The organism is Pseudomonas sp. CHM02, from assembly GCF_000612585.1.
In the GTDB taxonomy this organism is placed as follows: Bacteria; Pseudomonadota; Gammaproteobacteria; order Pseudomonadales; family Pseudomonadaceae; genus Aquipseudomonas.
In genome coordinates this window covers 40,437-54,834 of the sequence record NZ_JFCA01000034.1, presented here as the reverse complement: position 1 = coordinate 54,834, position 14,398 = coordinate 40,437, and the positions used below count along the sequence as shown (strand labels likewise).

The following is a 14,398-nucleotide window of genomic DNA, read 5'->3' as shown; positions in this document are numbered from 1 at the left end:
AGAAAGCATGTTGAAAAAGACCCTCGCCGCTCTGGCAATCGGTACTGCCCTGCTGTCTGCAGGTCAGGTGATGGCTGCTGACTACAAGATCGACAAAGAAGGCCAGCACGCCTTCATCGACTGGAAAATCAGCCACCTGGGCTACAGCTTCATCCACGGTACCTTCAAGGATTGGGATGGCTCGTTCAGCTGGGATGCTGCCAAGCCTGAAGCCAGCAAAATCGCGGTCGACGTGAAAACCGCCAGCCTGTGGTCCAACCACGCAGAACGTGACAAGCACATCGCCAGCAAAGACTTCATCGACGTGGGCAAATTCGCCGACGCCAAGTTCGTGTCCACCGCTGTTAAATCCACCGGCGAAAAGACTGCTGACGTGACCGGCGACCTGACCTTTCACGGCGTGACCAAGCCTGTGACCTTCAAGGCCACGTTCAACGGTGAAGGCAAGGACCCATGGGGCGGCGAACGCGCTGGCTTCAACGCCACCACCACGCTGAACCTGAACGACTTCGGCATCAAAGGCCCAGGCCCGTCCTCGCAGACCGTGGACCTGGACATCTCGCTGGAAGGCGTCAAGACGAAGTAATGCTTCGTATGCAGGAGCCGGCTTGCCGGCGATGAGGCCCTTGAGGTTTGCAGTGACTCAATGACTGCTATCGCCGGCAAGCCGGCTCCTACAGTTTCAAAGCGCTAAAAAAATGCCCCGCATCTTTCGATGCGAGGCATTTTTTTTGGCGTTTTGAAACTACCGGTTGCGCGTCAGCAATGCCGGTTTTTCACCACGAGGACGGCCTGGCAGTTGATCCAATTGCTCGGGTGTCGGGAAGCGGTCGGCTTTCGACTCCTTGTGGATGATCTTTGGCGCCGGGCCACCGCGCGGGTTCTGCACCGCCGGTTCGGACAAGCGAGGCTGGTCGTCACGGGCTGGTCGGCGGTTATTGCTGCGCGAGTCGTCGCGACGAGCCTGGCCGTCACGCGGTGCACCGTTGCGCGGGCCGTTACGCTTGGCAGGCGGGGTACCTGTGGTGCCGCCGCTGCTGTTGCGTGGGCCGTTCTGACGACCGCCCTGTGGCTGGCCGCCACGTGGAGCGCCTGCGCCTTGTGCCGGGGCACCTGGGCGACGGCCACGGCCTTGGGCTGGCTTGGCCTGAGGCACGTAGTCGACGCGGTTACCGAAGTTATCGATATCGTCGTCCAGGAACTCGTCCGGAGCACGGTCAGCGGCCGCGCGCGGTGGCTGGCTCGGCTGGCGCTGTTCGCGGGCCGGGGTGCCTTCACGGGGCTTCTGCTCGCGGGCCGGGCGTTCGCCACGGCCGTTGGTTGGCGCTTTTTCCTTGCCGCCCTTGTCCTTGCCTTTGTCGCGACGACCACCGCCGCCACCGCCGCCGTTCGGGCCATCGCCCTTCGGACCGCGTGGGTTGCGTGGGTTGCGCACGTCCGGACGCTCGCGCGCTTCTGGCTTCTCGGCCTCCACGGCGCTGGCATCGAAGCCCATCAGGTCGCCGTCGGCGATTTTCTGCTTGGTCATGCGCTCGATGCTTTTCAGCAGTTTTTCTTCGTCCGGTGCAACCAGGGAGATGGCTTCACCCGAACGACCGGCACGGCCGGTACGGCCGATACGGTGCACGTAGTCTTCATCGACGTTTGGCAGCTCGAAGTTGACCACGTGCGGCAGTTGGTCGATATCCAGGCCGCGGGCGGCGATATCGGTGGCAACCAGGATGCGCACGGAGCCGGCCTTGAAGTCAGCCAGGGCCTTGGTGCGCGCGTTCTGGCTCTTGTTGCCGTGGATGGCGACGGCGGTGAGGCCGTGCTTGTCCAGGTACTCGGCCAGACGGTTGGCGCCGTGCTTGGTGCGGGTGAACACCAGCACCTGTTCCCACGCGCCGGCGGTGATCAGGTGAGCCAGCAGCGCACGCTTGTGGCTGGCAGCCAGGCGGAATACGCGTTGCTCGATACGCTCGACCGTGGTGTTCGGCGGCGTGACTTCGATGCGCTCCGGGTTGTGCAGCAACTTGCCGGCCAGGGCGGTGATGTCCTGGGAGAACGTCGCCGAGAACAGCAGGTTCTGACGTTTGGCCGGCAGGCGGGCGAGGACCTTTTTCACGTCATGGACAAAGCCCATGTCGAGCATGCGGTCGGCTTCGTCCAGCACGAGGATTTCCACGTGGGACAGGTCGACGCTGCCTTGGCCGCACAAGTCGAGCAAACGACCAGGGCACGCCACCAGCACGTCAACACCACGGGACATGGCCTGAACCTGTGGGTTCATGCCGACGCCGCCGAAGATGCAGGCACTGACGAACTTCAGGTCGCGGGCATACAGCTTGAAGCTGTCGTGCACCTGGGCGGCGAGTTCGCGGGTTGGGGTCAGGACCAGTACGCGCGGTTGACGCGGGCCGTGACGCTGGGATTTGTCCGGGTGACCGTTGGGGAACAACCGCTCCAGAATCGGGAGGGCGAAACCGCCGGTTTTACCAGTACCTGTCTGAGCCGCAACCATGAGGTCGCGACCTTGCAACACGGCGGGAATGGCCCGCTGTTGCACCGGAGTAGGCTCGGTATAGCCCGCTGCCTCGATGGCGCGGACTAAAGCCTCGGAGAGACCGAGGGAAGCAAAGGACATGAGTAATCCTGTTTTAGTTAGGGCTTGGCCCAAAGGGATAATCTTGCCGGGCGTGAATGGCGCTTAGGGGAGCGCAACCCCGTCCGGTCCTGCTGCGTCTGGCGGGCACTCCACCGGCTCGCGCGGGCTGAAAGCTGCGCTGTAGCGGGGTTGGGTGCCTTTTTCAAGACCTCAGCGGCCGGGCGTGAGCCTGGCGGAAAGGCCGGAGTATAACAGAGCAATCACGGCGCGCTGCTTTCCTGCTGCTCAACGGTGCGTCCAGACCCCGTATTGGCTTGGATTCCACCATATCTGGCGCTCAAGGCGCTATAGGCCGGTTCCTGTTTGAAGCGTTTGAGCTCGGCGGCAAAGCGTTGTATCAGCAGGTCCATGCCCGCGCCACGACGCACCGCCAGAAACTGCGGCTGACGGCTGACCACCGCCGGCGCCTGGCTGACCTTGCCTTCCAGGCCCAATGCCTTGATCACATGCTGGCCTACCCGGCGGTCGGTGATCACCAGATCGATGCGTCCGAGCATCAATTTGCCGAAGTTGGCCTCGTGGCTGGGCGCCGGTTCGCGGTCGAACAGCGGCGAATCGCTGAACTCGTCGTCGTACAGGTAGCCCGGCGACGTACCGACCGTAAGGCCGCGCAGGTCTTCGAGACTTTGTGCAGGGTGGGGGCGCTCATTGGCGTAGAAGAGCACGAACTCCACTTCCGACAGCGGTTCGCTGGGATACAGAAGCAAGGTGTCGCGCTCATGGCTGTGGAAAATATCCAGTGCCCCGTCGGCCTGGCCTTGGTCGAGCATGGCCAGGCAGCGCTTCCACGGCAGGAACTGCCATTGCACCTCGACGCCCAGGCGTTGAAACACGATCACCGTGGTTTCGTAGTCCAGCCCACGCATGGTGCCGTTGTCGTCGTACACATAAGGCGCCCACGGCTCCGTGACAATGCGCAGTTTCTCGCCATAAGCGGCCAGGCTCAGGCAAGTAAAGAGGGCAGCGGTCAACAACTTGAGAAGGACGGGCATGCCTTGAGGTTACGACGCTCCTGCCTTAAAGAGAAGCTCTGGCACGCGCATCCGCGGGCGGGACTATCTGGCCGGTGAGGTCATCAAGTGTTCGTAGATCGATGCGCGCCGCTCGCCGAGAATCAGGCGCACCACGGGGTTGGCGAACCAGTGCTCCAACTGATGGGCGTCGATCGGGCGTTTCTGGCGTTCTTCCTGGTTCTGCCGGGCCTTGTCCCACCACACCGGGCCACACGCCTGGTCGAACTCGTTCTCATGCTCGTAGCAGCCGTAGAGAATTTCGCGGATGAACTGCTGCTGGTGCTTGGGCAGCACCAGCGTGATCAGCTTGTACAGCAGACGTTGCAGGCGGGGAGGGCGCGGCAGGTGCGAGGACACCTGGCGGGTATCGGCCAACGCCAATGCACTGGTAGGGGCGGCCGCATGCTTGGCGATCCAGGCCTTGACCTTGGCGCGAAACAGTTGCTTGCGACTCCAGTAATGGTGGATCAGGTCCGGGCATTCGCGCACGTTGACGGTGCGATAGGCGGCGATCGACAGGCAGAACTCTTCGAGGGTGTAGGCGCCCTGGGCGTAGGGGAACAGTTCGTCCATCAAGGCGATGGAGCGGTCGAGGATGTGCGCGTCCTGTTGCGTCAGGCCCATGACCCCGGAGTTGAGCGTCATCATGTCATCGTCGGCCACGCCCATGTCCAGCAGGCGCTGGCGCAGGGCGGTGTAGAGAACGCTTTCGTGGTTGTCGCCGTACTTGGTGTAGAAGGCGTTGCACAGCAGGGTGCCGGGCTGCACGCGCTCGAACAGGTCCATCGGTGAATGATGGAAGAACGTGTCGGTGTCGATCAACATGGCCACCGGCGATTCTTCCAGCACTTGGCGCAAGACCACATGCTTGGTGCGGAAGTGATAGCCGTGGGGCTCGCTCCAGCGTTTGCGGGTGGCTTCGTCCAGCGGGCGTACGCGCACTGGCAAGAGGCGATAGGGCTCGGGGTTGTCGCTGAATACCTGGATATCCACGGCGGCGTCCGGAGTGTCCTGCAGGAAGGCCAGTGCACTGGCGATGCTGAACACCGCTTCCTGGTGGTAGGTCTCGGAGCCGAAGACCAGATAGACCAGTTGTGGGCGGGAAGTCGTGGGCACTGTATTCATGGACTGCTGGATTCCGTGGGCATGTAAAACAACAAAGGCCCTCGTGGAAGCGAGGGCCTTGGCACAGCCGGACAAGCTTTAGCGTGGCAGCTTGAGGTTGTTCCAGATGGCAAGGCTGGGTTCAGCCTGGTTCAGGGTATAGAAGTGCAACCCTGGCGCTCCACCTTGCAACAATTCTTCACACATTGTGCTGATGACCTGTTCGCCAAACGCCTGGATGCTCTTGACGTCGTCGCCATAGGCTTCCAGTTGTTTGCGCACCCAGCGCGGGATCTCGGCACCGCAGGCATCAGAGAAACGCGCCAGCTTGCTGTAGTTGGTGATTGGCATGATGCCCGGCACGATCGGGATGTTCACACCCATGGCCCGTACGCGCTCGACGAAGTAGAAGTAGCTGTCGGCGTTGAAGAAGTACTGGGTGATCGCGCTGTCGGCGCCGGCGTTGGCCTTGCGCACGAAATTCTGCAGATCGTCTTCGAAATTGCGGGCCTGGGGGTGCATCTCCGGGTAAGCCGCCACTTCGATGTGGAAATGGTCGCCGCTTTCTTCACGGATGAAGCTCACCAGGTCATTGGCGTAGCGCAGTTCGCCGCTGGCCATGCCCATGCCGGACGGCAGGTCACCGCGCAGGGCGACGATACGCTTGATGCCGGCGGCCTTGTATTGGGTCAGCAGGCTGCGCAGGTCGGCCTTGCTGTCGCCCACGCACGACAAGTGCGGAGCGGCGGGAACTTTGACTTCGCTTTCCAGCTGCAACACGGTGTTGATCGTGCGATCACGGGTCGAGCCGCCGGCGCCGTAGGTGCAGGAGAAGAAGTCGGGGTTGTAGCTGGCCAACTGCTTGGCAGTCGCCATCAGTTTTTCATGCCCAGCATCGGTCTTGGTCGGGAAGAACTCGAAGCTGTAGCGACGGTCTTGGGACATGGTCGTATCCTTGGAAACTCAAAGGCCTGAAAGACGTGCGCAATTCATGTAGGAGCTGGCTTGCCGGCGATGCAGGCGTCTCGGTGGCTCAGCAGAACCGAGGTGAAACCATCGCCGGCAAGCCAGCTCCTACAAAAGCTCGCCCTCACACGGAGGGCGGGCAGCAGGCAAATCAGTAGCGGTAAGCGTGCGGCTTGAACGGACCTTCGACGGTCACGCCGATGTAGTCGGCCTGGGTCTTGGTCAGTTGAGTCACCACGCCGCCGAAGCCGCGGACCATTTCCAGGGCCACTTCTTCGTCGAGTTTCTTCGGCAGTACTTCCACGGTCAGGCGCTCGGCTTTCTGGGCCGGCGACAGGTCGGCGTACTTCTGGCCGAACAGGAAGATCTGGGCCAGTACCTGGTTGGCGAACGAGCCGTCCATGATGCGGCTTGGGTGGCCAGTGGCGTTGCCCAGGTTGACCAGGCGGCCTTCAGCCAGCAGGATCAGGTAGTCGTCGTTCTGTGGGTCGAAATCACCCGCACCGGTACGGTGAACCTTGTGCACCTGTGGCTTCACTTCTTCCCATGCCCAGTTCTTGCGCATGAAAGCGGTGTCGATTTCGTTGTCGAAGTGACCGATGTTGCAGACAACGGCGCGCTTCTTCAGGGCTTTGAGCATGTTCGCGTCGCAAACATTCACGTTGCCGGTGGTGGTCACGATCAGGTCGATCTTGCCCAGCAGGGCCTTGTCGATGCTGGCTTCGGTGCCGTCGTTCTGGCCGTTGATGAACGGCGAAACCACTTCGAAACCGTCCATGCAGGCTTGCATGGCGCAGATCGGGTCAACTTCGGAGACCTTGACGATCATGCCTTCCTGGCGCAGGGACTGGGACGAACCCTTGCCCACGTCACCGTAGCCGATCACCAGGGCTTGCTTGCCCGACAGCAGGTGGTCGGTGCCGCGCTTGATGGCATCGTTCAGGCTGTGACGGCAGCCGTACTTGTTGTCGTTCTTGCTCTTGGTCACCGAGTCGTTGACGTTGATGGCCGGGATTTTCAGCTCGCCCTTGGCCAGCATGTCCAGCAGGCGGTGCACGCCAGTGGTGGTTTCTTCGGTCACGCCGTGGACGCGGTCGAGGATCTGCGGGTACTTCTTGTGCAGCAGCTCGGTCAGGTCGCCGCCGTCGTCGAGGATCATGTTGGCGTCCCATGGCTTGCCATCTTTCAGGATGGTTTGCTCCAGGCACCACTCGTACTCTTCTTCGGTCTCGCCTTTCCAGGCGAATACCGCGATACCGGCAGCAGCGATAGCGGCAGCGGCCTGGTCTTGAGTCGAGAAAATGTTGCAGGACGACCAGCGTACTTCGGCACCCAGGGCAACCAGGGTTTCGATCAGCACGGCAGTCTGAATGGTCATGTGGATGCAGCCGAGGATCTTCGCACCCTTGAGCGGTTGCTCAGCGGCGTACTTGCGGCGCAGACCCATCAGGGCAGGCATTTCGGATTCGGCGATAAAGGTTTCGCGACGGCCCCAGGCGGCGAGGGACATGTCGGCGACTTTGTAGTCGTTGAAATCTGCAGGCGTGTTTACTGCGCTCATGAAGAGCCTCCATTCGTAGTGTGCGAATGGGCGCCGTTGTGCGTTTAGTATCAGGCCAGGTGGACCAGGCCGGACAACGCCCCATCCGAGCCTGACAGGTTGAACCTGCTGCAGCGCCCCTCGGACAGGTGGCGGGAGAACGGTATCAACTGAAGATGACCGTTTTGAAGCGGGGGCGATTATAGCCGTGTGCGCCAGACTTCCCAAGCCTTTCTGTCGGCCATATGAAGATCGCACATGGGCTTGATAGGCAATGGCACATAGAGCTTGGGGCCGGGCTCTGCCATGATGTTGCCCATCATTCGGCAAGACGCTTTGGAGTGACTATGAACTTCCACACCCGCAAATGGGTAAAACCCGAAGACCTCAACCCCAACGGCACGCTGTTCGGTGGCAGCCTGCTGCGCTGGATCGACGAAGAAGCGGCCATCTACGCCATTGTGCAATTGGGCAACCAGCGCGTAGTGACCAAGTACATCTCCGAAATCAACTTCGTCAGCGCGTCGCGCCAGGGTGACATCATCGAGCTGGGCATCACCGCCACCGAGTTCGGCCGCACCTCCATCACCCTGACCTGTGAAGTGCGCAACAAGATCACCCGCAAAAGCATCCTCACGGTGGAGAAAATGGTCTTCGTCAACCTCGGTGAGGATGGCCTGCCAGCACCACATGGCCGCACCGAGATCAAGTACGTGAAGGACCAGTTCAAGGAAGACAGTCTTCCTGAATGACATTCCTGCGGTGTGATTTGCTTTACCAAATCATTCCGCATGGATCTTTGCCCGGCGTGCTCATCACTCAGGACTACACCCCTGTGGAGAGCCCGCGTATGAAAGTGTTCACCTCGACCGTCCAGATTCAGCCCCCATTGAGTGAGAAGGCTCAACCTCCGACCCATCACACTGTGCAGACGCCTCTGGTAGAGCGGGTGGGCGAGCGCAATGTGACGCTTCTGCGCGATAGCCAGGGACGGGTGGAGGTGATTTTATCGGCTCCGCCTGTCACGAGCCTGGTGCTGAGTGGAGGCGGGGCCAAGGGCATTGCCTTTTCAGGGGTGGTGCAGGCACTTGAAGATGCCCGAAAACTGCAGGGTATCCAATTGGCTTGCGGCTCATCCGCCGGCGCGATTTCGGCGGCGCTGCTTGCCAGTGGCATGGGGGCGGCAGCGTTCGACAAGTTGTCGGACAGCATTGACTTGCCAAGCCTGTTGAACAGCCAGGACACCGTGACGGCTTGGATGCAGGATGCCAGCACGACACTTGGCAAACGCTTACGCCACCTGCCCAGCCCCGTCGGCAGTATCGCTCAGTCGTTGATGACCTTGCTGCCGCGCCTGCAAACCGAAGCCGTTCCCCTTGAAGAAATGATCCGCCACGAGTCGCGCCAGTCGATTCTTGCTCATATTGCGCAAACCCCTCGAGAAACCCGTCCGGTCGAAGTCATGAACATTGCTGACAGGCTGAGTGCCGGTGGCGCTCCGACGTTTGGCGATCTTGAGGTGCTGCACCGGCATATTCCCGCGATCAAGCAACTCAGTATCACCGGGACCGGCGTGTTTGACGGGCGCCCGCAGTTGGTGGTGTTCAATGCCAGTTTGACCCCGGAAATGGACATCGCACGGGCGGCGCATATTTCGGGCGCGTTGCCGGTAGTGTTCAAAAGCTCGCTGGAGCGAGGTCATGACTTCCAGGCGTCAGCTGAAGCCACCGTCTTCAAGGACGGTGGCTTGTTGCTCAACACCCCGGCGCCGGGTGTGGTGCAGAGGGCATTTCCCGATAGCCCCCTGAACAAGTCTGAATCGTTGATTGTCACGTTCGAACCCGGCTCCACTGATGCGCCAGCTCGCAGTGGGCGTTTTTTCGGTGGTGTGGTCGACTGCATCACGGGTGTACCGCATTCAGCCGCTGGGGCCTTTCAAGACAAGCGCCTTGAAGCGTTCGCCGACCAGCGGGTGACCCTGCCCCTGAAGACCGAAAAAGGTGACTTTCGGGGCCTGCTCACCGGCACGGTCAACTTCACTATGCGGGATGAGCAGAAGCAGCACCTGCAGGCAAAAGCACGGCAGGTGGTGGAGGCGCATCTGGAACGACGCACCCAGGCACTTGAGCATCACACGTTCCAGTCCCTGGATGATGCGGTGCTGGCCATGGATGATGAAATGCTCGCCAGTGTGCAACCCGCGCTGCAACAGGACCCGGCCGCCGCCCAGGTGCTGATGTTTAGAAAATACGCGCCACAGGGGTTGCAGGCCCTGGACAGTGCGATTGCCGAGGCGAACCAGTCACAGGGCCCGCTGGTGTTCACGCCGAAGATTTTATCGGCGCTGCGTAACCTGGATGCCCTTGCCCGGCGGCCTGAGCAAATTGATTGGTTGGGCCGGCGTCTCAATGTCGCAAGCCAGCGCAATTTCCAGCAGTTGCTGCAAGTGGCGGCCGGACAGGTCGCAGGCGATGCATTGCCGAGGTCCAATGTCATCGGTGGCGCGGTCGTCGAGATGAAGGCACGTGATATCGCGATGAAAGCTGAAAACTTCACACGCGAGGTGATCTACCCCTCGTTGTTTCGGCCAGGCCAACCCGAGTCCAACGTTGAACTGTTGCACCGTGCAGCGCAGGACCTGGCCTGGGCGAACACGCCTGACGAGTTCAACCGGGTACTCGACACCCTCAGCGACCACTACAAGGCGCGTAACAAACCCTGGGACACGCCATCCAGGTCCACCACGGTAGAGATGGCCAGGGCCTGGAAGCTGCAGGTTTAGTTGGCTGGCCACTGAACAGCCACTGTGGCGGCGTGTCGTAGCTACAGGCACCCCTTGGACTCTGGATGATCATGGCCACCGACGAAGCAGGCAAAACCCCCAATCTATCCCAGGAAGAGCAGCAGGACGTCGACAAGAGCCAGCCGCCGCGCGCAGCCGTGCTGCATGAAATCATCCGCACCCAGGGCGATCAGGAGCTGGAGCGCAGTGTCGCCGCCTTGTGGTGGTCGGCGCTGGCCGCCGGGCTGACCATGGGGCTGTCGCTGATGGCGATGGGGTTGCTCAACTCCCGTCTGCCGAATGGCGAAGCCTTCAAGGTGATCGCCAGCTTCGGTTATTGCGCGGGCTTCCTGGCGGTGATCCTTGCGCGCCAGCAACTGTTCACCGAAAACACCCTGACTGCCGTGCTGCCGGTGATGAGCAAACCGACCCTGGGCAATGCCGGGCGACTGTTGCGTCTATGGACAGTGGTGCTGGTGGGCAACCTGTGCGGCACCTTGCTGGTGGCATACGTGATGTTGCACTTGCCGATCTTCGATACCAAGACCGACCTGGCCTTCCTCGAAATCGGCCGCAAGATCATGGAGAACGACACCGGCCAGATGTTCGCCAAGGGCATTGTCTCCGGCTGGATGATCGCCACCATGGTGTGGATGATTCCCTCCATGGAAAGCGCCAAGATGTGGATCATTATCCTGATCACCTACCTGATGGCCCTGGGCGATTTCACCCATATCGTCGTCGGCTCGGCCGAGGTGTCGTACCTGGTGTTTGCCGGCGAGTTGCCGTGGAAGGATTTCTGGCTGGTGTTCGCCGGGCCGACGCTGGCGGGCAACATCATTGGCGGCAGCTTTATCTTCGCGCTGATCAGCCACGCGCAGATTCGCAGCGAAGGCAGCCTGCCGGGCAAGAAAGCTGCGGACCCGAGGCATCCGCAGCAGATCGACAAGGATCAGTGAGCGTCAGGCGCGGCCTGGGGCTCGTCCCGAGTCACGCGTTTGACCAGCTTGCCGATGCTCAACCCCTGCAACAGGATCGACGACAACACCACGATGTAGGTGATGCTCAGCAGCAGGTCGCGCTCCGGGCCCAGCGGCAGGGCCAATGCCAGTGCCACGGAAACCCCACCACGCAAGCCACCCCAGGTGAGGATGCGGATGGTGCCGCGTGGCACGCTGCGCCAACGCCGCAACAACAGAATGGCCGGGGCTACCGTCAGCAGGCGCGACAGCAGGATCGCCACGGCCAGCAGGCTGGCGGCGAACACGTGCAGCCAGTTGAACGGCAACAGCAGCAGCTCCATGCCGATCAGCGCAAACAGCAGGGCGTTGAGCATGTCGTCGAGCAATTCCCAGAAGCCGTCCAGATAGCGACGGGTCATGTCGTTCATCGCCAGCTTGCGCCCCAGGTTGCCGATGATCAGGCCGGCGACCACCATCGCAATCGGTGCCGAGACGTGCAGCTCGGTGGCCATCGCCGAGCCGCCGATCACCAGGGCGAGGGTCAGCATCACTTCGATCTGGTGCTGCTCGATGCTCTTGATCATCAGGTACACCAGGTAGCCGATCAGGCCGCCGAACACCACGCCGCCGATCGCCTCATGGGCAAACAGCATGGCGGTAGCGCCCACGGTCGGCGTCTCGCCCAGCTGTGCGATACCCAGCAATACGGTAAACACCACCACGGCCGTGCCGTCATTGAACAGCGACTCGCCGACGATAGTGGTCTTCAATGGCTTGGAGGCGTTGGCGGTACGCAGCACGCCCAGCACCGCAATCGGATCGGTGGGGGAAATCAGCGCGCCGAACAGCAGGCAGTAGAGGAAGCTCACGTGCCAGCCAAACAGGGCAAAGATGTAGTACGCCAGGCTGCCGATCACCACGGTCGCGATCAATACGCCGAAGGTCGCCAGCAGGCCGATGGGCCAGCGGTAGCTGCGCAGGTCGTTGAGGTTCACGTGCAAGGCGCCGGCGAACAGCAGGAACGAGAGCATCCAGTTCATCAGCAAATCGCCGAAGTCGATCTGGCCGATCAGTTGCTGGATGCGTTCCTCCAGGCCCGGGTAGCCGAGAACGCTCAAGCCTTGCAGGATCAAGGAAAACATCAGGGCCGTGACCATCACACCGATGGTGGGCGGCAGGCCGATAAAGCGGAAGTTCACGTAGGTGAGCAGGGTGGTGAGGCAAATGAAAGCGGCGACAAGTTCAAGCATCCGGGGTCCTTGGAAGTTGGGTGGAAGAGCGTCAATGAGGCATGGACCGCAACAGCGGCATGATGTTGCAGGGCTGGGGGCAAATCACCGATAGAACCTTTGCAGGTCTGGCGGCTCATAGCGGTGAGTGCGGCTTTTCATGTTTAGTGCTAAAACTCTAATTTCCGTTGCAAACTAAAAAGTAAACTAAAAAAGGAATCAGTGATGACGGTGGCCTTCTGGTGTGTGTTGATCGCAATTTTCCTGCCTTACCTGTGCACGGGTGTGGCCAAGTTCAGCGGTGGCAAGTTCGGCCCGCGGCAAAACCACGACCCGCGCGCTTTCCTGGACTCCCTTGAAGGGTTCGCCAAGCGCGCCCACAGCGCGCAACTCAACAGCTTTGAAGTCACGCCGGCATTTGCAGCGGCCGTGATTATCGCGCACCTGGCCGGTACGGCCGAATTGGTGACCATCAATGTGCTGGCCGTGCTGTTTATCACCAGCCGCCTGCTGTACATCATCTGCTACCTGGCGGATTGGGCGATGCTGCGTTCGCTGGTGTGGTTCGTAGGGATGGCGTTGATTGCGAGTTTCTTCTTCGTCTCGATCTGACGGGTTGATGAAGATCCCCTGTGGGAGCGGGCTTGTTGTGGTGAGCGGGGCTGTTGTGGTGAGCGGGCTTGCCCCGCGTTGGGTGGCGAAGCCGCCCCAGAACCCTACACCTCGGTGTGCCTGAAGAAATGTGGTGAGGCTGATGAGGGCTGCTGCGCAGCCCAACGTGGGGCAAGCCCGCTCACCACAACAGCCCCGCTCGCCACAACGAGCCTGCCCACTAGCTAGCCTGCTCACCCCGCTGAACCAAGTTGGGCAGACCGTGTTCAGGTCCCGGCTGGTGCCTCCGGCACCTGCGGCAATGCTGCGCCCTTGGGCCACAACATCCATATCTGCCCCTGCTGTTTCATGTTGCCCGCCAATTCTCCCGCTGCCTCACCAGTGCCCCAGAACAGGTCCGCACGCACTTCACCCGTGATCGCGCCACCGGTGTCCTGCGCCGCGACGGGCCGTGCGATTGGCGAACCATCCGGCTTGGTGGTCGAGAGCCATAACAGACTGCCCAACGGAATCACCTTGCGATCCACCGCGACGCTGTAGCCTGCGGTCAGCGGTACGTTCAATGAGCCGCGCGGACCTTCGTTGCTGTCAGGCCGAGCGCTGAAGAACACATAGCTGGGGTTGCTCGCCAGCAGTTCCGGAATACGCTGCGGATGCGCCTTGGCCCAGGCGCTGATGGCGCCCATGGTCACGTCTTCTTTCTTCAACTCGCCTTGCTCAACCAGCCAGCGCCCGATCGGGCGATAGGGGTAGCCGTTCTGGTCGCCATAACCGACGCGCAGTTGACGCCCACCGGCCAGTTGAATGCGGCCCGAGCCCTGGATCTGCAGGAATTGCAGGTCCATCGGGTTGGTCAGCCAGGCAATCGGTTTGGCCGTGGAGCCCTGGCCGTTGATGGCGCTGGCATCGTCGTAGGGCTTGAGCACGCGACCTTCCAGGCGACCACGCAGGCGTTTGCCCTTGAGCTCGGGGTAGATGCTTTCCAGGTTGACGATGATCAGGTCATCCGGCACGCCATACACCGGCACATTGGCGGTGGCGGTCTTGGTCAGGCTGCCGGGGTAGACCGGTTCGTAGTAGCCGGTGATCAAGCCGTTCGGGGTGTTGTCAGCCGAACGCAGGCCGAACACGTCCAGGCGTTCTTTGAGAAACCCACGCACCGCCCCGGCATTGCTCGGCACCGTGGCGGCTGCCGCACAGGTCGCGCCCCACACCGGGTCGGCCTTGAGGCGCTGGCAGGCGCTGCGCCAGGACTCAAAACCCGCCAGCAGGTCGCTGTCGGACACCGCCGGCAAGGCTTCCCATGGCGCACTCACATAGGTGGCGACGGCGTGGGGTTTGGAAGTTTCATCTTTGGCTGTTTCCTTGCCCGCGTCGCAGCCGGCCAGCAGCGCGATCATCGGCAGAGCCCACGCCAGGCGGCGGCTCCAGGGGTTCAAGCTGACATTCATACACACACTTCCTGAAGCGATTGCCCGCGTCGCAGCGCTGTTGGGCAACCCTTATTAATAATAGGGCTATTGGTCTTTGCGGGCGGGGCGGG

At 61.4% G+C, this 14,398-nt stretch carries 12 protein-coding genes and 1 riboswitch; of the genes, 5 read left to right on the top strand and 7 right to left on the bottom strand.

The genetic code is table 11. The features are described 5' to 3' along the window. Nucleotides 1–7: 7 nt before the first annotated feature. Nucleotides 8–586, top strand: coding sequence for a YceI family protein (locus BM70_RS0120250; protein WP_025857678.1), 579 nt, complete (start codon nt 8–10; stop codon nt 584–586). Between the two features lie 159 nt (nt 587–745). Here BM70_RS0120250 and BM70_RS0120245 read toward each other — a convergent pair whose 3' ends face one another. The 5 genes from BM70_RS0120245 to ahcY form a co-directional block, all read right to left on the bottom strand. Continuing rightward, nucleotides 746–2,626 carry a DEAD/DEAH box helicase gene (locus BM70_RS0120245; RefSeq protein WP_025857677.1) on the bottom strand — a complete coding sequence of 627 codons (1,881 nt, stop codon included), beginning with the start codon at nt 2,624–2,626 and terminating at the stop codon, nt 746–748. Nucleotides 2,627–2,847: 221 nt separating this feature from the next. After that, nucleotides 2,848–3,639, bottom strand: coding sequence for an ABC transporter substrate-binding protein (locus BM70_RS0120240; protein WP_025857676.1), 792 nt, complete (start codon nt 3,637–3,639; stop codon nt 2,848–2,850). 63 nt (nt 3,640–3,702) lie between these two features. After that, nucleotides 3,703–4,785 carry a hypothetical protein gene (locus BM70_RS0120235; protein ID WP_025857675.1) on the bottom strand — a complete coding sequence of 361 codons (1,083 nt, stop codon included), beginning with the start codon at nt 4,783–4,785 and terminating at the stop codon, nt 3,703–3,705. Between the two features lie 78 nt (nt 4,786–4,863). After that, a complete protein-coding gene (gene metF / locus BM70_RS0120230) occupies nt 4,864–5,709 on the bottom strand; it encodes a methylenetetrahydrofolate reductase [NAD(P)H] (RefSeq protein ID WP_025857674.1) in 846 nt (281 codons plus the stop codon). Nucleotides 5,710–5,881: 172 nt separating this feature from the next. Beyond that, nucleotides 5,882–7,291 carry an adenosylhomocysteinase gene (ahcY, locus tag BM70_RS0120225; protein ID WP_010207176.1) on the bottom strand — a complete coding sequence of 470 codons (1,410 nt, stop codon included), beginning with the start codon at nt 7,289–7,291 and terminating at the stop codon, nt 5,882–5,884. Nucleotides 7,292–7,312: 21 nt separating this feature from the next. Then, nucleotides 7,313–7,419: riboswitch (S-adenosyl-L-homocysteine riboswitch) on the bottom strand. A 198-nt stretch (nt 7,420–7,617) separates the two neighbouring features. Here ahcY and BM70_RS0120220 point away from each other — a divergent pair. From BM70_RS0120220 to BM70_RS0120210, 3 genes are all read left to right on the top strand, one after another. After that, on the top strand, nt 7,618–8,022 hold the full coding sequence (locus tag BM70_RS0120220) for an acyl-CoA thioesterase (RefSeq protein WP_025857673.1): 405 nt from the start codon (nt 7,618–7,620) through the stop codon (nt 8,020–8,022). 98 nt (nt 8,023–8,120) lie between these two features. Next, on the top strand, nt 8,121–10,052 hold the full coding sequence (locus BM70_RS0120215; protein ID WP_025857672.1) for a patatin-like phospholipase family protein: 1,932 nt from the start codon (nt 8,121–8,123) through the stop codon (nt 10,050–10,052). A gap of 71 nt (nt 10,053–10,123) precedes the next feature. Then, nucleotides 10,124–11,011 carry a formate/nitrite transporter family protein gene (locus BM70_RS0120210; RefSeq protein ID WP_025857671.1) on the top strand — a complete coding sequence of 296 codons (888 nt, stop codon included), beginning with the start codon at nt 10,124–10,126 and terminating at the stop codon, nt 11,009–11,011. Here BM70_RS0120210 and BM70_RS0120205 read toward each other — a convergent pair. After that, nucleotides 11,005–12,264: a sodium:proton antiporter gene (locus BM70_RS0120205; protein WP_025857669.1), complete on the bottom strand. Its 1,260-nt coding sequence runs from the start codon at nt 12,262–12,264 to the stop codon at nt 11,005–11,007. The two genes, BM70_RS0120210 and BM70_RS0120205, sit on opposite strands and share 7 nt — an antisense overlap. A gap of 204 nt (nt 12,265–12,468) precedes the next feature. Between BM70_RS0120205 and BM70_RS0120200 the strand changes: the two genes are divergently transcribed. Then, complete coding sequence (locus tag BM70_RS0120200) at nt 12,469–12,855, top strand: MAPEG family protein (RefSeq protein WP_025857668.1); 387 nt, start codon at nt 12,469–12,471, stop codon at nt 12,853–12,855. A 266-nt stretch (nt 12,856–13,121) separates the two neighbouring features. Here BM70_RS0120200 and BM70_RS0120195 read toward each other — a convergent pair whose 3' ends face one another. Next, on the bottom strand, nt 13,122–14,306 hold the full coding sequence (locus BM70_RS0120195; protein ID WP_025857667.1) for a murein transglycosylase A: 1,185 nt from the start codon (nt 14,304–14,306) through the stop codon (nt 13,122–13,124). Nucleotides 14,307–14,398: the final 92 nt, after the last annotated feature.

Excerpts from the sequence above, each read along its gene's own strand:
- BM70_RS0120240 (WP_025857676.1), bottom strand. The coding sequence starts at position 3,639 with ATGCCCGTCCTTCTCAAGTTGTTGACCGCTGCCCTCTTTACTTGCCTG.
- BM70_RS0120215 (WP_025857672.1), top strand. The coding sequence starts at position 8,121 with ATGAAAGTGTTCACCTCGACCGTCCAGATTCAGCCCCCATTGAGTGAG.
- BM70_RS0120200 (WP_025857668.1), top strand. The coding sequence starts at position 12,469 with ATGACGGTGGCCTTCTGGTGTGTGTTGATCGCAATTTTCCTGCCTTAC.
- metF (WP_025857674.1), bottom strand. The coding sequence starts at position 5,709 with ATGTCCCAAGACCGTCGCTACAGCTTCGAGTTCTTCCCGACCAAGACC.
- BM70_RS0120250 (WP_025857678.1), top strand. The coding sequence starts at position 8 with ATGTTGAAAAAGACCCTCGCCGCTCTGGCAATCGGTACTGCCCTGCTG.
- BM70_RS0120235 (WP_025857675.1), bottom strand. The coding sequence starts at position 4,785 with ATGAATACAGTGCCCACGACTTCCCGCCCACAACTGGTCTATCTGGTC.
- BM70_RS0120205 (WP_025857669.1), bottom strand. The coding sequence starts at position 12,264 with ATGCTTGAACTTGTCGCCGCTTTCATTTGCCTCACCACCCTGCTCACC.
- ahcY (WP_010207176.1), bottom strand. The coding sequence starts at position 7,291 with ATGAGCGCAGTAAACACGCCTGCAGATTTCAACGACTACAAAGTCGCC.
- BM70_RS0120245 (WP_025857677.1), bottom strand. The coding sequence starts at position 2,626 with ATGTCCTTTGCTTCCCTCGGTCTCTCCGAGGCTTTAGTCCGCGCCATC.
- BM70_RS0120210 (WP_025857671.1), top strand. The coding sequence starts at position 10,124 with ATGGCCACCGACGAAGCAGGCAAAACCCCCAATCTATCCCAGGAAGAG.
- BM70_RS0120220 (WP_025857673.1), top strand. The coding sequence starts at position 7,618 with ATGAACTTCCACACCCGCAAATGGGTAAAACCCGAAGACCTCAACCCC.
- BM70_RS0120195 (WP_025857667.1), bottom strand. The coding sequence starts at position 14,306 with ATGAATGTCAGCTTGAACCCCTGGAGCCGCCGCCTGGCGTGGGCTCTG.